The organism is Pelagerythrobacter aerophilus (assembly GCF_003581645.1).
Taxonomy (GTDB): domain Bacteria; phylum Pseudomonadota; class Alphaproteobacteria; order Sphingomonadales; family Sphingomonadaceae; genus Pelagerythrobacter; species Pelagerythrobacter aerophilus.
Genome location: NZ_QXFK01000019.1, coordinates 336,607 through 357,724, shown reverse-complemented (window position 1 = coordinate 357,724; position 21,118 = coordinate 336,607). Strand labels below are relative to the sequence as shown.

Here is a 21,118-nt window from a genome sequence, read left to right as displayed (position 1 = left end):
TCCATGCGGGGCATCTTATCGTGGAGCCAGGAAAGCCTGTGATGGCCAACGCCACGCTGGTGACGGTGGACGGCAAGGTCCGGTCGATCGAGGAGGGTTTCAGGAGCGCAGCGGAACTGGGCTTGCCTCCTGACGCGCAGTTGATCGACTTGTCATCAAAGTGGGTTCTGCCCGGCTTCATGGATCTCCACGTTCATGTGACAGGGAGCGGTATTGCAGAGCATTACCCGGGCTTGCGCCTTCGGGAGGAAGATGCCTTTTTCGCACTCAATGGCTATACCAACGCGCTCGCCACCTTGATGGCCGGATTCACGACGATCCGCGATCTCGGCGCGCCGAATGCCGCCATCTTCTCCCTTCGCGATGCGATCGATTACGGCGTTGTCCCCGGCCCGCACATCATTGCTGCAGGAGAGGGAATCAGTCCCACAAACGGACACGGCGATTCGCACGGCATGAAACGCGCATTTCTTGACGCTGAGCCGCATGACAATGTCTGCGACGGTGCAGACGATTGCCGCCGCGCCACCCGTGCCGCCATCAAGTATGGCGCCGACGTGATCAAGGTCCACGTCACCGGGGGCGTGCTCGATCCGTCCGACGCAGGCACGGAGCAGCAGTTTACCGACGAGGAGCTGACGGCGATCGCTGACGCAGCTCACTCGATGGGCCGCAAAGTTACCACGCATGCGCATGGCAAAGGCGGCATCGATGCGGCCGTTCGGGCAGGCTACGATTCCATCGAGCATGGCATGTGGGCGGACGAGGAAAGCCTGCAGCTGATGAAGCAGCGCGGGACTTACCTAATCCCGACGGTATGGCCGATCACCTGGGTGGGCGATACGCCGGAAAAAGTCCTTCGGGGCCCGATGAAGGACATCAATCCGGCATCACTGAACAAGCTGCTGAAGCTGGGAGATCAGCCGAAAAAGCTGGTGCGCATGGCGATCGAGATTGGAACACCGATCGCACTGGGTACCGACAGCGGCATAGCGCCGCACGGCACCAACGCGCAGGAGATGGTGGAATATGTCGAAGCGGGAATGACCCCGGTCGAGGCACTGAAGACCGCGACGGTCAACGCCGCAGACGCGGCCGGCCTGAAGGATCGCGGCACACTGGCGCCGGGCATGGTAGCGGACGTGATCGCCCTGGACGGCGACCCCACCGCAGACATCAACGCTGTCTCGAGCGTCAGCTTCGTCATGCGCGATGGCATCGTGTTCAAGCGCGACGGCGCGGAAGTAAAGGAGTGACCCTGATGATCGGATTCCCCTCCCGTTTCGCCGCGTGCGCGAGTGCGCTTGCGCTGGTCCTGACCACCCCGGCCCTGGCCGAGGATCTCGTGATCGAGAACGTAACCCTCATCGACGGCACCGGTCAGCCGAACCAGACGGACATGTCGGTCGGCGTCGAAGATGGCCGCATCACGTTCGTCACGCCGACCGCCGTCGCGCCCGAAGTGCCCGGCCGGCACATCGACGGTTCCGGCCGATACCTGATCCCGGGGCTGATGGATGTACACATCCATCTCAAGGGTGCGCGCGGCGGCGATGGCCGGCGGATGGTCGGCGTAGACCGGACCAACCCGCAGGCGACGCCTCCTCCTCCGGCGCAGGTCGCGGCGGACGCGGCGACCGCTCACGAAGCCGGCCTCGAGGCGCTGGCTAGCTATCTCTATTCGGGTGTCACCACCGTTTTCGACGCCGGAAACGTGCCCGAGCATATTCTCGGTCTTCGCGCGGAAGAACGCGCCGGAGAAATTCTCTCGCCGCGCATTTTCGCCACCGGAAATCTCGTCACCTATCCGGGGAGCCACGGCAGCGGCATGGCGATCGAGATCGACGACTGGAGCGAGGACAAGCCGGCGCTTCTCGAATACCTGAAGGAGCAGAAGCCCGATATCGTGAAGCTGACGCTCGACGAGCACGGCTGGGGTACGCGTCCGCTTATCAGCCTTCTGCCCCTGGATCTCATGCAGGACATCATCCTCGAGGTGAACCGGCACGGCATCCGGACCACCGCCCATACCTCAAGCGAACTGCGTGCGACCGAGGCGATTTTCGCCGGGGTCGACAGCCTCGCCCATCCGGTCATCCAGGGCCCGATCACCGAGGAATTCGCGAAACTGATGGGCGCCAAGAAGACGCCGATGGCGACCACCCTGACTATCGGCGAGGGCTACAGCCGCCTGGTCGAACATCCCGAATTTCTCGATCAGCCGCTCTACCAGGCGTCCTACAGCGCTGAGGAGATCGACAAGCTCAAGACCGAGACCTTACCCGCGTGGAAGGAACGCGGCTGGACCTGGTGGATGAAACTGATGACGCCGGTCGCGCAGGAGAACATGCGCATGATCGACGCCGCCGGTGGCGTGATCGCCATCGCGACGGACCAGACGCTCGGGCCCGCCGTCCACCGCGAGATGGAGTTGTTGCAGGCCGCCGGGGTTCCCGCTGCCCGCATTGTCACGATCGCGACGCTCAACGGCGCGAAGCATCTGGGCAAGGCGGACGAACTCGGGTCGATCGAGCCCGGCAAGCTCGCCGATATGGTCCTGCTCAGCGCCGATCCGACGGTCGACATCAACAATGCCAAGCAGATTGTGTGGGTGATGAAGGGCGGCGAGTTGATCGATGAAGACAAGCTGCCGCTTGCCGGCGGCAATTTCCCTCTCAGGCGCGAGCAGCGCTAACTCCAGCCATACACTCGGCCGCCGGTGGCGGTCAGCCGCGAGGATCCCGATGCCGAAGCTTGCCCGACGAATTACCGACACCTCGAAGAAGAGCTTCGGAATGTTCGCGCGAGCTGCCGCATTGGGCAAGGCGGGCGAGGATTTGATACACCTCGAACTTGGCAAGCCGATCCATGATACGCCCCAGCCGATCAAGGACGCGGCCATTGCCGCTCTTCAGGGAGGCATGGTGCACTATGGCGACCTCCAGGGTGAACCGGCATTCAGGGCGGCCCTCGCCGAGAAGCTCGGGAGCTTCAATCGTATCGACGCATCGCCCGACGAGGTGATTGTCACCAACGGGCTTACCCAGGCTTCGTTCGCGGCCATTTTCGCGCTGATTGACCCGGGCGACGAGGTGATCCTCCTCGAACCATACTATCCCCAGCATGTGGGCAAGATCGAGCTGGCCGGAGGTACGGCGGTCACGGTTCCGCTCGACGCCGCTGATGACTTCCGCATCCGGTCGGACTGGATTGAACAGGCAGTCACGCCGAGAACGAAGATGATCGTGCTGGTTAACCCCTGCAACCCGACAGGCCGGGTCTACTCTCGGCAGGAACTGGAGGGGCTCGCCGATGTCGCCATCCGACACGACCTGTTCGTTCTGTCCGACGAGGTGTACGAATATATCACGTTCGACGGCAGCGAGCACGTCAGCATTGCGGCGCTGAATGGAATGCGGGAGCGGACCGTCTCGACTTTCGCCTTCACCAAAGCCTACGCGATGGATGGGTGGCGCCTCGGCTATATCGCGGCCGACGCCAAGCTTATTCCGGCCTTAATGAAGATCACCTCTAACGAAGTGACCCATGTCAATACATTCATTCAATATGGCGGCCTCGCGGCCGTAACCGGCGGGATGGAAGCCGTCTCGCGGATGGTCGATGACGACCGCGTGAAGCGCGATACGGTTGTGAGGGCGCTCAACCAAATGCCGGGCGTGAGCTGCGCCCGTCCCGAAGGCACAATCTACGCATTTGCGGACGTCTCCCAGACTGGCCGCCCTTCCCAGGTCCTCGCGGAAGATCTCCTCGAAAGAGCCCGTGTGGTGGTCGAGGCGGGAAGCTTCTACGGTGCGGCCGGCGAGGGGCATCTGCGCATCTGCTTCGGTTCGGTCAGCCACGAGCAATTGGACGAGGCGATGAGCCGGATGAGCCGCTTCTTCAACGATCTCACAGGCTAGCGTCGCCGCTTGCTATTCGCAGCGTGACGATGGTTCCGGAGCCGGCCTCGAAAGGGAGCTTGTTCACGCAACTCATGCTGTTGCGCATTTTCGTGAACACGGAGCGACGGAATCGACGGTTCGGACCAGCTACAAGGGGTTTCCGGGCCTGATACAAAGCCAGCCCGTCAGTGGGGATGCAGCGTATAGGAAATGCTTTGGAGTGCAGGGGGTGGGACCTGGGTTCTTCGCCTTTGTAGCTCCTTCAGGACACCAGCGAGTCGGGGGCCACACTCTCTGCGGCGGCGCGGTTGCGCCGCTTCCAAAGGAAATAGGCGGTGGAGATCAGGATCAGCCATGGCACGCCCACGATCCACGACACATTCCAGAACTCGGTGTCGAAGGCCATCGTGAGAAGGATGGCAGCGAGAAGCGCCAGCCCGGCGATCTGGAGGTAGGGGAAGAACGGCATCCGCACTGGCAAGTGCGATACGTCGTGCCGTCGGCGGAAGCTGATGTGACTGACCAGGATCGTCATCCACACGACGATGGCGCCGAAGATCGCAATGCCGAACAGGTAGTTGTAGGCGCGCGGCGTTATCACCGAAACGCTTGCCGCGAGCAGGATGCACAGGCCGGATGTCAGGATCGCTCCGACCGGGGTTCCGTTGGCGCTGAGCTTGCCGAGAAACTTGGGGGCATAGGAACCGCGCGAAAGCGAGAACAGCATTCGCGAACAGAGATAGATGTTCGTGTTCATGCTGGAGAGGGCGGCGCTGATCACGACGAAATTCATGATCGCAGCGGCATGTGCGATACCCGTATAGGACAGCACCTTCACGAACGGGCTCTGCTCGACGACTTCGGCACCGGATTCGGTCCACGGCACGAAGCTCACCACGATCGTCAGAGCCAGCAGGTAGAAGAGGATAAGGCGCAGCGCCATCGTGCGCAGCGCCGCGGGGATCGCCTTTTCCGGCTCCTTGGTCTCGCCAGAGGTGACGGCGATGACTTCTATGCCAACGAACGAGAAGATGCCGATAAGCACCCCCATCCATACGCCGGTCCATCCGTTGGGCATGAAACCGCCCGGCAGGTCGGTGAGGTTGTGAAATCCGACCGGCTCGGTCCCAATGCCGAAGATGGTGCCGAGCCCGAGAATGATGAACAGGACGATCGCTGTCACTTTGATGAAGGCGAACCAGTATTCGAACGTGCCGAAATCCCCGACCGAGCGCGAATTGACGTAGAGGAGAATGAAGGCGAAGCCGAGCGACCAGGCCCACACTGGCGTGTCCGGCATCCAGTAGGTCATGTAAACGCCGGCGGCCACCGCCTCTCCCCCGATCGCGATCACCTGCGCTATCCAGTAGGTGTATCGAACGACGAAGCCGGCCCAGGGGTTGAGGTAGGTTTCGGCATATGTGCCGAACGATCCGGCCGTAGGGTGCATCACCGCCATTTCGGACAGGCTGAAGACCATCACGACGGCAGCGAAGCTGGCGATGAGATAGCTCAGCACGACGGCGGGGCCAGCATAGTTGATCGCGATGCCGCTACCCATAAAGAGACCGGTGCCGATGGCGCCGCCCAGCCCGATCATCACGACCTGAGCCTTGCTGAGACCTTTCTGGAGGCCGCTTTCCCGTTCTACGATTTCGTCTTCGGTCACGACCCCTCCAGGCACTCTTCTTCTGTCCGGATCGGCAGGCCTATCATCATCGGCGTCCCGGTCCAATTATTTTAGGTATGAAATGTATCGAGCGGGCCAATGCGCGCATCAGCGCACGAGCGGTCCGAACAGGATTGCGTTGAACAGCAACTGATGCAGGTGGGTCCACTGGTTGCGCAGGTTGGGGTCCTCCCCGAACATTATCACTCGGCCCTGGCCGATATTCTCCGTCATCAGGAAATCCGTCGTCGCAAGGCGGGCCGAGTCATCGTCGAGCAGATATCCGGCGACATTCAACCCCTCCGCATCGACATAGGAGAGGACGGAACGGCCGCTTTCGCCGGCCGAGAACAGCCGCGTGTTCCTCGACAGGACGTGGAAGGTGTCCGGATAACCGGTCGTCAGCGGCGAGCGGCCCCGGGTTTCCACGCGAACGATCGCGCCGGGCGTCTTTTGCGTCACGCCCAGCGATTGCGTGCTCGTCAGCCCGCCGCCGTCCGCAGAGGCGAAGGCAGTACCGCCCTTGACCGTGATGAGTGTGCCCCCGCGCTCAACCCATTCGCGCAGGTGTTGGGTGCCTTCCTCCCGGAAATACCATTCGTAGGGCTTACCGCGGATTTCGCCATCTCTGACGCTCTGGCCGCCGTCCGGAATGATGATCGTGTTGTATCGCTGCAGATCGACTTCCGCGAGCTCCGGCACCGCGATCGGGGTGAAGGGCAGATGGTACATCTCGTCGAAGAAGAAGTAGAAACTGCCCCAAGCGGTGGTGTCCGTTCCCTCGCGCGTTAGCACGGCAACGGCCGGCTTGCCGACGGGCTGGAGCAGGCCCGAGCCGAGATCCGATCCGTCGGCGGCATGGCCAGTCGAAACGGCCTCGATCCGCACGGGGACATCCTCGACCACTGCGCGCATGAGATTGTGGATCGATTCGTCGTTCTCGTCGACCGGCGCGATGAAGGCGGCGTCGTACGAAGTGCCGGCGACGGTGGCCGGGCCCGGATGCAGATACAGGTTCACCCCGCTCTCCGCGAGGCGATAGGCGGCTGCGGCGTCGAGCGCGCCGCGATACGGCCAGACATAGGCGAACCCCGCCTTGCCTCCGGCCACCTCGCCCTTGGGTGATGGCGGTTCGCTAACGGATTCCATCGCGACGTGCGGCACATCGTTCATCCAGTACCCGTCGATCCCGTACTGGTAAGGCAGAGCCCATACGGAGATGTCGTAGAAGACCGGAATCGAATGGTAAGGTTCCTTCTCCAGCAGCGCGTTGGCCAGGCGGCTGAGCGGCTGCTTCAGCGAAACGATGTAAGTGCCAGCCGGAAAGGCGTGACGCTCCGGTTCGTTGGAGAAATATCCGCTCGCTCGGCCGACCGAGAAGGGTTCGCTTGTGCGCTGCACCTCGATGCCGTGGGCGAGCAGGCTGTCGATGAACTGCGACATCTTGTTCGGATCGTCGTCTGGCGGGAAGGCGTAGGCCTTCTGCTGGACGCCGGGCACACCATCCATCGACGACTGGAAGAATTCCTGAAAATCGCGGTGCAGTTCCTGCCGCTTCGCCACTGTCGTATCGAGGTAGGACATGATGCCTGTGACATGGTGCTGCACGCGGTCGCGGAGCGTCAGCAGCGAACCGTTCTTCCGCTCGAGTACCAGCCCGCCGCTGCCGGCCGCCTGCTCGAAGAGGATGCCGATCATACCGTGATACTGCGTGTACAGCGTATGCATGCCGAGGAACGGCGAGCCGAACGAATCGCCGGAAAAGTATCGCCAGCCACGCGCGTCGAACTGCTCGCGCATGTCCTTCGCATAGATCTCCCACCACTTCTTCAGCGTGTCGTTGGGTAGGTTGGTGTTGTAGGGTTCGGGATAGGGCGGGAAGAAGAAAGTCGATTCGGCGCCCATCTCGTGGATGTCGAGAGCGAGTTCGGGTCGCCATCTTCGGATCAGTTCCACCTTGGCGCGGCCTTCGCGCATCTTCAGCGGCACCATGTCGCGGTTCGGATCGAGCTGATAATGGTTCGAATCGTTGCCGACGCCCCACGGCGGGTTGTGCTCTGCCGCGTTCGGATCGGCCTTCGGAATCCGGCTGCGGGCCGTGTGGTACCACGAGACATAGCGCTCGCGAGGAGAGGGATTCTCGACCGGTATGATATAGGTCAGGACATTGTCGAGTATGCGCAGGGTGCGTGCATCCGTGCCGGCAAGCAACTGATAGGCGACGATCTGCATCGCCTCGACCGAGGAAGCCTCGCTGGTGTCGATCGTCGAGATCATGACTGTGGCTGGCGTGTTTGCGACGATGGAATCGAGTTCGCCGGCGCCCAGCTTGCGCGGATCGGTCAACTTGCCGAGATTCGCGAGGTGCGTGTCCAGGGCGGCGAGATTTTCGGGGCTGCTGACCACCAGCATGTAGAGCTTCTTGCCCTCGTAATCTTCGCCATAGGTAATCAGCTTGGCGCGATCCGAAACCTCGGCCCAGCGATGAAGCAGTTTCTCGGTTTCATAGAAGCTCGTAAATCGCTCGATCGGTTTGAATCCGAGTACGTCCTCGATCGTCGGAACATCGGAATAGCTGCTGCCCGGCACCCAGTCGTCCTGTGCCGCGGCAGCTCCTCCCAACAGATGAGCTGTAAGAAGGCAAACCGCTCCCAACATTAGCCTGGCAGGGTGCATGAACCTCTCCCTTTGCCGTTGCGCAGCACTTTCAGCTCAATTTACTATATACATAAAATAGTTTTGTGAAAACCGTTATATCTGGCCCCATCGAAGGGTCTCTGAAGGGCTCGGCCCGAGCGCGTCGGTCCTTTGTTAACTGCCTTGCTTTCGGCGCATTAGGGCTTGTTGCGGCATTCTGAGCCATCCGCTCAGCACGCGCCGCGATTGCAGCTGCGCCTATATCAGGCGTCGGCCGATCGAGAATGTCGATGGCCCCCCAACTGCTGTAACCGCCGTGAGAAGCCGGTCTCTAATGCCGGTCTCTAATAACGTCGACGGGCAGGGGCAGCTGGGATGACGAAGGATGAAGCGGTCTCAGTAGACGCCCGGGTTGAGGATATCCTCGCCGCGCGGGGGCTGGGGCGTCAGCGGCGTTATCTGGCCGGCGCCTTGTGCGGGACGCGGGACGGTCGTGCCGTCCGCTGCCAGGCCGAGACGGTCGGCGAAGAGCACGCGGCCGCCGCCGAGCTGGAGCAGGGCCAGCTTGAAGTCCGCGTCGCCCATCGCGAAGCAGCCGTTTGAGCGGCCGAGGCGGCCCCAGCGCGCGAGATGCGCCGGCTCGGCATAGTCGGCGCGGTGCATTACGATCGCGCGATCGAGCGCGTTGGAATTGTCCGCCTCCAGCCCCTCCAGCCGGATCGAGGTTCCGAACCGGCCCGTGTACCAGCCGTAGGTCATGTAGGCGCCGCGGCTGGTGCAGAGCGATTCGGGCACGTTCGAGAACCAGTTGAGCCAGCCGTCGTGCTCCGGATCGGAGCCGCTGCCGTGCGTGACGAGGTACGAATCGACCCGCCCCGCCTCGAGATTGACGAAGTGGAAGCGCGGCTCCGAACTGCGCAGCCCGAAGTCCGCGATGCCGACGATGTCGGTGCGCCACAGGATCGATCCGGCCTTCTCCTGCTCGCGCTTGGCGATCTCGGCCAGAATCGCGTCACGCGGGTTTCCGGCGCGCACTTGCGCCGGGAGGCGGGTCGGAAGAGCCATGGTTGCGCCCAAAGCAAGGGCGCCCTTGATGATGCCGCGTCTGTTCATTGTTAGGCCCTAGCATAGCAAGCGGTAACGGGAGCGTGAACGGGGAACGGCTTTCGTCGTCCACACGTTTGCGGGATATGAAACACATCGCCCTGCCGGCGCTGCTGGCGCTCGCGGCCTGCACTGCCGCCGCTCCGCCACCCGAAACCGCCTCGCCGCCCGAGACCGCGACGCCGGCTCCGGCCGCCACCCGCATTCTCAGCCAGGACGCCGCGCATCGGTTGCGGAACAACAGCGGCATGACGCTGCAATGGATCACCTGGGACCGGCGCGGCGACGTGGAGGTGACGGTCGACGCGAACGGCGTATGGCACCTGTCGGGCTCGCAAAGTGCGCAAGACGGACCCGGACGGGTGACGGTCGATGGCGTGGTGACGGAGATCGGCGTCGACTACTTCCTGCTCGACGGCCGAGTGGCGATCACCGACACGCCCGACGCGGGCCGCCGCTGCGCCGCGGACAAGGTCTGGCGGTTCGGCGTGACGCAGGGCCGTCAGTATTGGCGGCTGCGCGAATTCGAATGGTGCGACGACCTGACGGACTACGTCGACATCTACTTCTGACGGCGGATCATTCCGCAGCCTCGGGCACTTCGTGCTCCTTGGGGGCGGCTTGGCCCGCGTCGCTCATGTCCGCCTCGATCTCGGCGGCTTTCTTCTCGACCAGATCCACAATGTGGTCGAGCATGTCCGCGTCGGAGACGTGGTGGTCGGTCACCCCCGAGAGATAGACCATGTGCTTGCCCTTGCCGCCGCCGGTGATGCCGATGTCGGTCTCACGCGCCTCGCCCGGGCCGTTGACCACGCAACCGAGGACTGAGAGCGAAAGCGGCGTCTTGATGTGGGAGAGCCGCTCCTCCAGCGCCTGGACGGTGCGGATTACGTCAAAGCCCTGCCGCGCGCAGGACGGGCAGGAGACCACCCGCACGCCGCGCGTCCTGAGGCCGAGAGCTTTGAGGATCTCGAACCCGACGCGTACTTCATCCTCTGGTTCGGCGGACAGCGAGACGCGAATCGTGTCGCCGATCCCGGCCCAGAGCAGATTGCCGATGCCGATGCTGGACTTGACCGTCCCGCCGATCAGGCCGCCGGCCTCGGTGATGCCGAGGTGCAGAGGGCAGTCGACCGCTTCGGCAAGGCCCATGTAGGCAGCGACGGCGAGGAACACGTCGCTCGCCTTCACCGCCACTTTGTATTCGTGAAAGTCGTGATCCTGCAGCAGCTTGATATGGTCGAGCGCGCTCTCGACCAGCGCCTCGGGGCAAGGCTCGCCGTATTTCTCGAGCAGGTCCTTCTCGAGGCTCCCGGCGTTGACCCCGATGCGGATCGCGCAGCCGTTCGCCTTGGCCGCCCGGACCACTTCGGCGACGCGCTGGTCGCTGCCGATGTTGCCGGGGTTGATCCGCAGGCACGCCGCGCCGGCGTCGGCCGCTTCGAGCGCGCGCTTGTAGTGGAAGTGGATGTCGGCAACGATCGGAATGTTCGAGGCACGCACGATCAGCGGCAGCGCGGCGGTCGCTTCCTCGGTCGGGCAGGAGACGCGGATCAGGTCCGCCCCAGCCTCTTCGCAGCGGCGGATCTGATCGATCGTCGCCGCCGCATCCTCGGTCGGGGTATTGGTCATCGTCTGCACCGTGATCGGCGCATCGCCGCCGACCGGCACGTTGCCGACCATGATCTGGCGGGACTGGCGACGCGCGATCGTGCGCCACGGACGTATCTCAGACATGGCCCGCCATATAGGCGTGGTCCGATGAAGGAGCAATGACAGCGCCCGGCGTTTGCGGCAAGGAAGGCGCGATGGACGATGTCGCCGATCCGACCGACGAGAACGAGGACGAAACCGCCCTGCTGTTTGGTCGGGTGCTGGACGGCCGGGGCGGCGCGCGGGCGATCGGCTGGGACGAGGCGCAGGGCTGGCGGCCGGCGGCGCCGGGCGAGGTCCTGTGGCTTCACCTGCGCCGAACGGAGGCGGGCATGTGCGACTGGCTCCAGGCGGAGCTCGGCGTTCCGGAGCCGACCGCCCGGCTGCTCACCAGCGACGCGACCCGCCCGCGGGCCTTCAGCGAGGGCGAAACGCTGGTTGCCGTGCTGCGCGGGATCAACTTCAACTCCGGCGCGGCGCCGGAGGACATGGTCTCGATGCAGCTGTGGAGCGACGGGAGGCGGCTCGTCACCCTGCGCCGCGTACCGCTGCAGACGCCGCGGGACACGCTGCTGGAATTCGACGCGGGTTCCGGCCCTGTCGACGCGGGCTCGCTCGTCACGTCGCTGACCGGTCACATGGTGCAACGGATGAACGCGGCGATCGTCGACATGAACGATGAGATCGACCGGCTTGAAGATCTCGACATGGAGGAAGAGGAGAGCAATGACGAGGTGCTCTCCAAGGCTGTCGCCATCCGCCGGAACTGCCTTGCGCTCCAGCGCCACATGGGGCCGCAGCATGTTGCGCTGGAGGCGATCGCTCGCGAGGCGCCGGAGTGGTTCGAAGGACACGACCGGCGCGAAATTGCCGAAACGATCGCGCTCCTGCGCCGCTTTCTCGACGACGTGGACATCAGCAAGGAAAGCGCGGTCGTGCTCATGGACGAGTTGCGTGCGCGGTCGCTCGCCGGCGCGGAACGCACCAACTATCTGCTGACCATCGTGGCCGCGATCTTCCTGCCGCTGACGTTCCTCACCGGCCTGCTCGGGATCAACGTCGGGGGAATACCGGGGGCTGACGACGGTGCGGCGTTCTGGATCGTGGTCGGCCTGTGCGCAGCCATCATGCTCATGCAGCTCGCACTGTTCCGGAAGTGGAAATGGCTCTGAAGGGGTAACCATCGTGATCCTCGCGCGGTAGGCCCAGGTTAAGCATGCGGCTTAACCGTTCTTGCCGCACCCGGGCACTATGACGGGCGTTTCCGCCCCGCTGCGGAACTTTCGGAGACCCATCGATGCAGCCTAGGGCCCTCTTTCGCGAGGCCGACTCGGTCCTGACCGAGATCGCGTTCTCGCGCAGCCTGCGCACGGCTGCGCTGTTCCTGCTTCCCTATGCCGGCGTACTCGTCGGGCTCGACGTGGCCGCCCACTACGGCGAACTGACCGAGGCGCACCTGCCGGTCCAGTTCTTCCTCGCTTCGGACGGGGGCTTCGGCGAATGGCTCGAATATTCGCTGACGTTCGCGATTGCGGCGATGCTGCTGGTCATGTGGCGGTGGGACGGGGCGAGCGTCTATCTCGCCAATGCGCTGCTGTTCGCCTGGTTGACCCTCGACAACAGTATCGAGATCCACGAGCGCTTCGGCCATGCCTTTGCCGGGGCATTCGCCGGCTGGTCGCTGCCGGTCGCGCCGAACGACATCGGCGAGGCGAGCTTGTTCCTGGTGATCGGCGCATTCTGGCTGATCGCGCTGGTCGCCGCCTTGCGCCATGCGCGGCTGCGTGCCGCGGTTGAATCCCTGATCCTGTCGGGTTGCATCGCCGCCGCGGCATTCTTCGGAGTCGTGGTCGACCTGATCGTCGTCTGGGGGGCGCACACCCAGGCTTTGATCGAGGTCGAAACCTTCATCGAGGACGGCGGCGAATTCGCAATGATCTGCGTGGCGTTTCTAATCCAGGTGGCGCTGTTCGATGCTGCCTGGCGGGGCCGAAGCGGGCGCGGGGTCCGCGGTCCTGAGGTCGGCCTCTCTCCGTGAGTGCCGGCACAAAAAGGGGGCGAGACCCGAGGCCTCGCCCCCTTTTCTAATCCCGCCGGCCTAACGGCGGCAGGACATCCGGTCAGGTCCCGGGCGGTAGCGGCTCGTCGGACGTTCCGCCTTGCCGCGGGCCCGTCGTCGAGGACGGCACCTTTGCATCCCACTCGTTCAGCTTGCGGCCGGCCCAATCGCGGCCGCCGAGCCCGAATGCGAGGGCGGCGGCAACCGCGCCGCCGATCACCAGCGCGCTGAAGAAGATGCGCACGATCTCGTCGCCGACCTGCATGAAGCTGAGGCCCATGAAGGTGAAGACGAAGATCGTCGCCCACTTGATGATCGTGCCTGCCAGGCTTTCCTCGCCGGCCCCCGACGTCATGCGTACGAGCAGCCGGGCGATCAGGAAGCCGACCAGGATCACCACCGCGCCGAAGATCACGCGGCCACCGAGTTCAAGCACCTGGTCGAGGATCGCCGTAAGTTCCGGGAAACCAAGCAGCCGCGTTGCGGCGATGGCAAAGAACAGGACGATCGCGATCTGCGCCACACGCGCGATCACGTCGGTGGCCGTGGCACCCTCGGGCAGGAGCTCGGTCGCGCCCAGGGCCCGATCGACCCCGAGCCCACCGAGCACATCCTTGATGAGCTGCACCACGAACCGGCTGATCAGATAGCCGATCCCCAGCAACAGGGCGGCTCCGATAATCCGCGGGATTGCATCGAAGATCAGCTGAAGCATGTTGCTCGCCGGTTCCGATACGCTCTCGAGGCTCAGGGCATCGAGCGCGAGGATCGAGGCGAACACCACGACCAGAGCATAGACGATCGTACCGATCGTGTTGCTGATCGCGCTGTTGCCCGTGACCGTGTCGACACCGCCGCGGTTGGCCCACTTGTCGAAATCGAAGGTCTGCAGCGTGGTAACGATGAGATCGCGGACGATCCGCGCCACCATCAGTCCGATGAAGAAGATCAGCCCAGCCCCGACCAGACGCGGAACGAAGGCCATGACGTTATCGAGCAGTGTATCCAGCGGTCCGACCACGTTGCCGAGACCGAGAACGCTGAGGATGATCATCAGGCCGAACAGCCAGATTAGCAGCGACACGATCTTGCCGAGCGATTCTCCCAGGCTTGCTCCGCTGCCGGTACTGCGTCGGAACAGGGCGACGTTGTCGACCAGTTTCGCGAAAGTCCATTTGGCGGCGCCTGCCAGCGCCCAGGTGACGATCAGGATCAGCAAGGCCCAGATCACTTTTTCGCCGATCTGCATCGCCAGTTCCTGGTCGAAGCGATAATTACCTATTCGCATTGGATTTCTCCCCGATGGCGGCGGCGCAAACCTAACATGCAGCAAGAAAAAGACAAAATCCTGCGGCTGGGGGGAGAAAACCTCCTTGCTCCCGCCGGGCGGGGCGCTAGCCTATCGCCATGATCAAGCCTGCAGCCGCGCTTCTCGCGTTTCTCGCCCTGTTCCCCGCCGCTTCGCCGTCAGCGCAGGAGGCGGCCGCGCCGCCGCGGGGCTGGTCGCTCGCCATCCACGGCGGGGCAGGCACGCTGAAGCGCGAGAACATGAGCGCCGAGCAGGAGGCCGAATATCGTGCCGCCATGCAGGCTGCGCTCGATGCGGGCGCGAAAGTGCTCAGCGAGGGCGGCAGCGCGATGGATGCGGTCGAGGCAGTGATCGTGCTGCTGGAGGACGACCCCAAGTTCAATGCCGGGCGCGGCGCGGTGTTCACCTGGGACGGCAAGAACGAGCTCGACTCCTCGATCATGGACGGCAGCACGCGTGCCGCGGGCGCGGTCGCGGGAGTGACGACCGTGCGCCATCCGATCCGCCTCGCGCGCGCGGTTATGGAGGACGGGCGTCACGTGTTCCTTTCGGGCAAGGGCGCCGAGCAGTTCGCCACCGAGAAGGCGCTGGAAATCGTCCCGCCGGAATGGTTCCCGACCGAGCATCGCCGCAAGCAGCTCGAGAAGATGAAGGCGGAGAACCTCGCCGCGCTCGACGTCGAGTTCAAGTTCGGCACCGTGGGCGCGGTCGCGCGCGATTCCGCGGGGCATCTCGCCGCCGGAACCTCGACCGGCGGGATGACCGGCAAGCGCTGGGGCCGGATCGGCGACTCGCCGGTGATCGGCGCGGGCACCTGGGCCGACGACCGCGCCTGCGCCGTCTCCGCCACGGGCTCGGGCGAATATTTCATTCGCGCCGGCGTCGCGCACGCGATCTGCGCGCGGATGTTGCTGGCGGGCGAAGGGGTGCAGCAGGCGGCCGACGCGGTGATCGCCGACGTCGGCGAACTGGGCGGGGACGGCGGTGTGATCGTCGTCTCGAAGGACGGCGAGGCCGTGTTCAGCTTCAACACCCCCGGCATGTACCGCGCTCGTGCGACCAGCGAGGGTATGAACGAAGTGGCGATTTTCGCCGGGGAGTGACCGCGGCGGTCAAATTCAGGTCGCGCGAGCGTATCTCGCAATGACGCGTCCCACTTCCGCCAGCACGGCTTCGGACGCCGGATCGGCTGCCGTGTGCTGGCGAGCGGCGCGGAAGTAGGCGGCGAAGGTCAACGGCGCGCGGGCCGGCGGCTCGACATAGCCGACGTCGACATAGACGCTGCCCATGCCCGGCGCGAGCGACGTGCCGGTCTTGTCGCCGGAGGGCCATTCGGGCGGAAGCCCGGCGCGCACGCGCTTGGTGCCGGTGCGCGTCTCTGCCATCCACAGCTTCAGCGTGGCGCGCGCCGCTTCGCCCAGCGCGTCGCCGTAAAGGAGCTTGCCCAAGGTGCGCGCCATCGCGGTGGGGGTGGTCGTGTCCTTGATCTCGCCCGGCGGCACCAGGTTGAGCTCGGGTTCGTAGCGGTCGAGTCGGCTCGTCTCGTCGCCGATCGCGCGCCAGAACGCGGTCAGCCGCTCGGGACCGCCGAGCCGCCGCAGGAGCACGTTTGCGGCCGTGTTGTCGCTCAGCTTCTGGGTGAACTCCGCCAGCTCGCGCAACGTGGCGCCTTCCTCCAGCCGCTCCTTCGCAAACGGGGCATAGGAGAGCAGGTCGTCCTCGGTCCAGGTGACATGCTCGCCGGCATCGAGCGCGCCGGTCTCGTCGAGGTGCAGCACCAGCGCGGCCAGCGAGAGCTTGAACGAGGACAAGTGCGGGAAGCGCGCATAGTCGGCATGGCCCCAGACGCGGCCGGTGCCGGTGTCGAGCACTGCAACGCCGAGCGTGCCGTTGCCCTGCGCCTCGATGATGCGCAGCAGGGCGCCGAAGCGCCCGGCGAGATCACGCTCGACCGGTACGCAGGCGCTCGCCGCCAGCGCGAGGCCGCCCGCCAGCGCGGTTCTTCGGTCGATCGTCACAGCCATTTCTCCATGCACAGGCTGAATTCGTCGGAGACATAGTCGCCGAATGCCGGGCATTCGGCAAAGCCGTGCTTTTCGTAAAGCCGCAAGGCCGGCCGGAATGCTTCGGGGCGCCCTGTTTCCAGCCCGAGCCAGCGGTAGCCGCGTGCCTGCGCCTCACCCAGCAAGTGGAGCAGAACCGCCTCGCCCGCGCCCTTCCCGCGGTATGGCGGGGCCGCGCGCATCGACTTGAGCTCGCCGCGGTCGGGCGCGAGTTCCTTGAGCGCACCGACCGCTGCCAGCCCGTCGCCGTCGCGCACCACGTAGAACGTCACGTCCGGCTCGCGCAGCCGCTCGGCCGGCAAGGCGTGGACTTTGCAGGCCGGCGACCAGCGATGCATTTCGTCGAGGTGGAGCTGGAGCAGCGCGAGCACCTCGGCGTCCTCCAGCGGGTCTTGCGCGATCCGGTATTCCATCGCCGCCTTGTGCGCCGCCCGGCGCCGGCCGGCAAGCCGTCTAGCTGAACTTGTCCGCCTTGCGCTTGCCGAAGCGCATGTCGCTTTCGAGCTTGGCGCGGAGCTGGGCGTAGAACGCTTCGAGGAAGGCGCGCTCGTCGCCGTTGCCGGGGTTCCAGCCGATCTTGCGGCAGATCGCGTCGTGAACCGATTCGAGCGCTTCGGACCGGTCGTCGCGCAACACGCGCTCGAGCGTCTGCAGCTCGTATTCGCCGTAGATCGCCAGCTCCGCCTCACCGAAGCGGTATTCGGCGCCGGTCAGCGCGCTCGCCCCCTCGCGCGCGGCGCCTTCGGTCGAAAGCGTTTCGGCCAGTGTGGCGCGCGGTGCCTCGACCACCCAGGTGCCCGCGATCAGGTCGCCCGCGCGCAAGGCGTCGCGGTTGAAGAAGGGGAACAGCAGGAAGATCAGGAACCACGCGGCGGCGGCGATGCCGGCAGCCCCGCCCTCGCCGCTCGGCGCGCTCAACAGAAACACGATCGGCAGGAACAGCTCGATATCGCGCAGAAGATTGCGCGCCACGACCGCCTCTGGCGTGAGCCGCCCGCCGTCGCGTGAGGCGACCCGGATGCCGGCGGCGCGCTTGCCGAACGTCGCTCCGCGCGGCCCCATCTCCATGACCATGAAATAGCCGTTCCAGAGGAGGAACCAGAACAGGGTCCAGAACACGGCGATGAACTCCATCGCGCCGCTCGTCCCGCCGGGGCCGCCGACCGCCTCGAACAAGCCGCCGGCGATCCAGATCAGCGTCAACGTGACGGCGACGCCGGTGACGAACATCAGCGTCAGATCGAGCAGCAGGGCCCCGGCGCGCGCGCTGCGGCTGGCGACCGTGAAGGGAAGCGCGATCCCTTCGGGCGTCACCACGTCGCGGCGGCGTCGAGCGCGGTGCGCGAGATGCGGGGCGGCGCGAGCGGTCATGCCGGTTCCGCCTTTCTCTCGCGCCCGAAGGCGAAGAAATAGGCGAGCCAGAAGAGAAGCATGACGCCGCCGATAATCAGCCGGCCCTCCGTCCCCAGCAATTGGCGCGGAAAGGCCTCCAGCAGAGCAGCGGCGACGAGCATTAGCACCACGCCGACCATGACCTGCGCCCCGCGGCGTCCGCTCTCCGCGGCGGCGGCGAGGATCGAGCGGTTGCCGGGAAAGGCCATAGAGCGGCCGATGTGCATGCCGGCCGCCCCGGCGAGCAGGATCGCGAACAGCTCGGTCGTCCCGTGCACGCTCAGCCAGGCCGCGAATTCGAGTGTCAGTCCGGCGTCTGCATAGAGCCAGAGCATCGCGCCGAGTACCGCCATGTTGTGCATCAGCAGCATCAGCGAGGGAATGCCGAACGCGAAGCCGAGCGCGAAGGCGAGGATCGAAACGCCGGCGTTGTTGCTGAACAGGAAGGCGGCGAAGGCGGACATGCCCTGCGTGTCCTTCTCGACCTGGAGGCTTTCGATCAGCACCTCGCGGCTGGCGCCGGGCACGCGGGTGTCGGCAAACTGGACCGGGACGAAGGCGTAATACCATTCCCTGTCCTGTGCGACGAGCAGCCAGCCGGTGATCGTGCCCGCCACCATCACCGCCAGCGCGATGCAGATGTCGAGCCAGATCTCCCGGATCGAACGGCTGAGCCCGCCGCCGAGAAATCCGCGTAGCCAGGCGACGAAGCCCTGGCGCGGCCCATAGACCTGAAACCAGGCGCGCTGGATGAGCGAATCGAGATACTCGAGCGTGGCCGCGTCGAGCGAGGTCTCGCGTGCGACGGCGAGGCTGGAAGCGGCAGTGCGGTAGAGTGCGGGCAGCGCCAGGACGTCCTCGTCCGAGAGGCCGCGCAGCCGTCCTTTCTCCATCCGCACGACGATGTCCTCGAGCCGCCGCCAGTCGTGCTCCCGCTCCAGCCGAAAACGGTCGGAACGCAGCGCGGCCGCCTCGATGTCGGGCGGCGGGGCGACTTCGGCCTTGCCGAAGAGGGTCTTGAGGATGGGCGCCTTCACCCGATCGCCTCGGCGCGCTTGATTTCGAGGTAGCGGTCGATGAGGCGGTAGCCGATCCGGTCCCACGGCGCCTCGATGATGTCGACCCCCATCTGCCGCAGCCGCTGGAGCACGAGCGCGCGCTGGCGCAGCAGCGTGTCGGCGGTGACGGCGGTCGCCAGCGCATCGAGCGAGTCGGGCTCGGCGGCGGACATCGCAGCGAGGTCCTCATCCTCCATGGTGACGAACAGCACCAGGTGCCTGTCGACCAGTCGGCCGACGCTCTCGATCATCAGCTCGGCGCCGGTCGGATCGGTAAAGTCGGAGAACAGCACGATCAGCGAGCGGCGCATCAGCCGGGCGGCAAGGGTCGCCAGCGCCAGCGTGAAGTTCGGCTCCTCTGCATGGTAGTCGAGCCCGGCCGCGGCGTGCTGAAGGCGATGGAAGTTGCGCGAATCGCTAATGAACGGCGTCGACAGTTCGGGCCGCTGGGCGAATCCGAACAGCGCCACGCGGTCGCCGCCCTTGAGGGCGACATAAGACGCCGTGAGAGCCGAGGTGACCGCGCGGTCGATCCGCGGCAGACCGCCGACCGGCTCGCACATGGCCTGGCCGCAGTCGAAGGCGAATACGATTTGGTTGTTGCGCTCGCTCTCGTTCTCACGCGCGTAGAGGCGGGTATGGCGCGCGCTCGCTTTCCAGTCGATCCGGCGGCGGTCCATCCCAGGCTCGTATTCGCTCAGTGCCTCGAACTGCGTGCCTTCGCCGCGGATGCGGCGGGCGATGAGGCCGAACTGGGCGTCACGCAGGAATGTCTGCAACTCGGGGCTGCGGACCGGCGCGAGATCGGGCCAGATGCGGATCGCGCGGTCCAGCTCATGGCTGACCTGCCGCGCGCCGAGACCAAGCGGTCCGGTCCAGCGGAGCCAGACGCGTTCGATGGGAGCGGTGCCCCGGCGCGAGGGCGTGACCTCGGCCGTTCCGTGCCAGGTGCCGGTCGCGGGGTCGAACGGAGCGGCGAATTGCACACCGCCGCCCGGTTCGAGCCGCGGATCGACGGCGAGGGCGACCTCGACAGGCGTGCGCGCGGCGTGCCCGGCAATCTCCGCGAGCAGAGCGACGGTCAGTGGCTCGCCGACCTCGGCGTCGGCCGGCGCGTGGAGCCGCCAATCGCTCATCCGTCCGGCGAGCGCGCCGTCGAGCAATGCGAGCACCAGCAGCGCCACTCCGGCCGCGGGGGCGATCACCCATGCCCCCGGCGCCGCTGCAGCGATCACCAGCGCCAGCGGCGCCGCCAGAGCGGCGAGCCACGCGGTGCGGGCAGTGGGGACGACGGGGAGGATCGGGTCCCCTGATCTCACCGGGGGGCCTCGGTGCTTTCGACGAGATCGGCGACCAGTGCCTCGACCTCGCGGCCCTCGATCTCGGCGGCGGGGCTCAGGACCAGGCGGTGGCGGAGGACGGCAGTGGCGAGGGCTTTCACATCGTCGGGGATCACGTAGTCGCGCCCCTCGAGCGCGGCGCGGGCGCGGGCCGCATTGGCGAGTAGCACTGCCGCTCGCGGGCTGGCGCCACTCGACAGGTCGGTGCTCTCGCGCGTGGCGCGCACCAGCCGCACGACATAGTCGACGATCTCCCTCGCCACGGTCACGCCTTTCAGTGCAGCACTCGCCTCGCCAAGCCGCGCCGCGTTGCTGACAGCGGCAATGCCGAACTCGGCTGGCCGCGGTGGGCCCTGCCGCTCGCCGAACCGGGCGACGATCGCGGCTTCCTCTTCTTCGCTCGGATAGGGAACGAGCAGCTTGAACAGGAAGCGGTCGAGCTGCGCTTCGGGCAGCGGATAGACGCCCTGATTCTCGATCGGGTTCTGCGTCGCGACGACCATGAACCGGTCGGGCAGCGCATGCGTTTCGCCGTCGAGCGTCACGCGCCGTTCCTGCATCGCTTCGAGCAGCGCGGCTTGCGTCTTGGGCGGCGTGCGGTTGATCTCGTCCGCCAGCAGCAGCTCGCAAAAGATCGGCCCGCGCGTCAGGGTAAACTGGCTGGTCTGGAAGTTGAACAGGTTGGAGCCGAGGATGTCGCCCGGCAGCAGGTCGGGGGTGAACTGGATGCGGCCGTAGTCGAGCCCCAGCGCACAGGCGAAGCACTGGGCGAGGAACGTCTTGGCGGTCCCCGGCGGCCCTTCGAGAAGGACGTGCCCCTCGCTCACCAGCGCGACCAGCAGGTGATCGACCGTCGCGTCCTGGCCGACGATCGCCTTGCCCACTTCGCCGCGGATCGCCTGCGCCATCGCGCGAACATCGTCGAGCGTCAT

Annotated in this window: 18 protein-coding genes; 7 read left to right on the top strand and 11 right to left on the bottom strand. The window is 65.5% G+C overall.

Going from position 1 to position 21,118, the window contains the following annotated elements:
* Positions 1 to 41: 41 nt before the first annotated feature.
* The 3 genes from D2V04_RS15500 (at position 42) to D2V04_RS15490 (ending at position 3,920) form a co-directional block, all read left to right on the top strand.
* Complete coding sequence (locus D2V04_RS15500; protein ID WP_182849784.1) at positions 42 to 1,256, top strand: metal-dependent hydrolase family protein; 1,215 nt, start codon at positions 42 to 44, stop codon at positions 1,254 to 1,256.
* Positions 1,257 to 1,261: 5 nt separating this feature from the next.
* Entirely contained in the window at positions 1,262 to 2,695 is a 1,434-nt protein-coding gene (locus D2V04_RS15495) for an amidohydrolase family protein (RefSeq protein ID WP_147391848.1), read from the top strand.
* 121 nt (positions 2,696 to 2,816) lie between these two features.
* Positions 2,817 to 3,920: a pyridoxal phosphate-dependent aminotransferase gene (locus D2V04_RS15490; protein WP_228766485.1), complete on the top strand. Its 1,104-nt coding sequence runs from the start codon at positions 2,817 to 2,819 to the stop codon at positions 3,918 to 3,920.
* A gap of 244 nt (positions 3,921 to 4,164) precedes the next feature.
* Here the strand turns inward: D2V04_RS15490 and D2V04_RS15485 are convergent, their stop codons facing one another.
* From D2V04_RS15485 to D2V04_RS15475, 3 genes are all read right to left on the bottom strand, one after another.
* A complete protein-coding gene (locus D2V04_RS15485) occupies positions 4,165 to 5,571 on the bottom strand; it encodes an amino acid permease (RefSeq protein WP_119514609.1) in 1,407 nt (468 codons plus the stop codon).
* Positions 5,572 to 5,679: 108 nt separating this feature from the next.
* Positions 5,680 to 8,193, bottom strand: a complete 2,514-nt coding sequence (locus tag D2V04_RS15480; protein ID WP_182849783.1) for a M14 family zinc carboxypeptidase — start codon at positions 8,191 to 8,193, stop codon at positions 5,680 to 5,682.
* Positions 8,194 to 8,604: 411 nt separating this feature from the next.
* Complete coding sequence (locus D2V04_RS15475; protein WP_228766484.1) at positions 8,605 to 9,273, bottom strand: murein L,D-transpeptidase catalytic domain-containing protein; 669 nt, start codon at positions 9,271 to 9,273, stop codon at positions 8,605 to 8,607.
* Positions 9,274 to 9,398: 125 nt separating this feature from the next.
* Here D2V04_RS15475 and D2V04_RS15470 point away from each other — a divergent pair, with 125 nt between their 5' ends.
* Complete coding sequence (locus tag D2V04_RS15470) at positions 9,399 to 9,884, top strand: hypothetical protein (RefSeq protein ID WP_119514606.1); 486 nt, start codon at positions 9,399 to 9,401, stop codon at positions 9,882 to 9,884.
* 7 nt (positions 9,885 to 9,891) lie between these two features.
* On the opposite strand, the gene ispG is transcribed toward D2V04_RS15470, so the two are convergent.
* Positions 9,892 to 11,049: a flavodoxin-dependent (E)-4-hydroxy-3-methylbut-2-enyl-diphosphate synthase gene (gene ispG, locus D2V04_RS15465; RefSeq protein WP_119514605.1), complete on the bottom strand. Its 1,158-nt coding sequence runs from the start codon at positions 11,047 to 11,049 to the stop codon at positions 9,892 to 9,894.
* A gap of 35 nt (positions 11,050 to 11,084) precedes the next feature.
* On the opposite strand from ispG, the gene D2V04_RS15460 reads away from it, so the two are divergent.
* Both D2V04_RS15460 and D2V04_RS15455 read left to right on the top strand, forming a co-directional pair.
* Positions 11,085 to 12,137 (top strand): CorA family divalent cation transporter, encoded by a 1,053-nt coding sequence (locus D2V04_RS15460; RefSeq protein ID WP_228766483.1) that lies wholly within the window; start codon positions 11,085 to 11,087, stop codon positions 12,135 to 12,137.
* Positions 12,138 to 12,262: 125 nt separating this feature from the next.
* Positions 12,263 to 13,003 carry a hypothetical protein gene (locus D2V04_RS15455; RefSeq protein ID WP_119514604.1) on the top strand — a complete coding sequence of 247 codons (741 nt, stop codon included), beginning with the start codon at positions 12,263 to 12,265 and terminating at the stop codon, positions 13,001 to 13,003.
* Between the two features lie 82 nt (positions 13,004 to 13,085).
* Here the strand turns inward: D2V04_RS15455 and D2V04_RS15450 are convergent, their stop codons facing one another.
* A complete protein-coding gene (locus D2V04_RS15450) occupies positions 13,086 to 14,312 on the bottom strand; it encodes a mechanosensitive ion channel (RefSeq protein WP_119514603.1) in 1,227 nt (408 codons plus the stop codon).
* A 119-nt stretch (positions 14,313 to 14,431) separates the two neighbouring features.
* Here D2V04_RS15450 and D2V04_RS15445 point away from each other — a divergent pair, with 119 nt between their 5' ends.
* Positions 14,432 to 15,436 (top strand): isoaspartyl peptidase/L-asparaginase family protein, encoded by a 1,005-nt coding sequence (locus D2V04_RS15445; RefSeq protein ID WP_119514602.1) that lies wholly within the window; start codon positions 14,432 to 14,434, stop codon positions 15,434 to 15,436.
* 15 nt (positions 15,437 to 15,451) lie between these two features.
* Here the strand turns inward: D2V04_RS15445 and bla are convergent, their stop codons facing one another.
* The 6 genes from bla to D2V04_RS15415 are packed head-to-tail and all read right to left on the bottom strand — an operon-like array spanning position 15,452 to position 21,118.
* Positions 15,452 to 16,351 carry a class A beta-lactamase gene (gene bla, locus D2V04_RS15440; protein WP_119514909.1) on the bottom strand — a complete coding sequence of 300 codons (900 nt, stop codon included), beginning with the start codon at positions 16,349 to 16,351 and terminating at the stop codon, positions 15,452 to 15,454.
* Positions 16,348 to 16,809 (bottom strand): GNAT family N-acetyltransferase, encoded by a 462-nt coding sequence (locus tag D2V04_RS15435; protein WP_119514601.1) that lies wholly within the window; start codon positions 16,807 to 16,809, stop codon positions 16,348 to 16,350. The genes bla and D2V04_RS15435 overlap by 4 nt, the downstream gene beginning before the upstream one ends.
* 40 nt (positions 16,810 to 16,849) lie before the next feature.
* Positions 16,850 to 17,767: an RDD family protein gene (locus D2V04_RS15430; RefSeq protein WP_119514600.1), complete on the bottom strand. Its 918-nt coding sequence runs from the start codon at positions 17,765 to 17,767 to the stop codon at positions 16,850 to 16,852.
* Positions 17,764 to 18,825, bottom strand: a complete 1,062-nt coding sequence (locus D2V04_RS15425) for a stage II sporulation protein M (protein WP_119514599.1) — start codon at positions 18,823 to 18,825, stop codon at positions 17,764 to 17,766. The genes D2V04_RS15430 and D2V04_RS15425 overlap by 4 nt, the downstream gene beginning before the upstream one ends.
* On the bottom strand, positions 18,822 to 20,165 hold the full coding sequence (locus tag D2V04_RS15420) for a DUF58 domain-containing protein (RefSeq protein ID WP_228766482.1): 1,344 nt from the start codon (positions 20,163 to 20,165) through the stop codon (positions 18,822 to 18,824). The genes D2V04_RS15425 and D2V04_RS15420 overlap by 4 nt, the downstream gene beginning before the upstream one ends.
* Entirely contained in the window at positions 20,162 to 21,118 is a 957-nt protein-coding gene (locus tag D2V04_RS15415; RefSeq protein ID WP_119514907.1) for an AAA family ATPase, read from the bottom strand. Before D2V04_RS15415 ends, D2V04_RS15420 begins: the two co-directional genes overlap by 4 nt.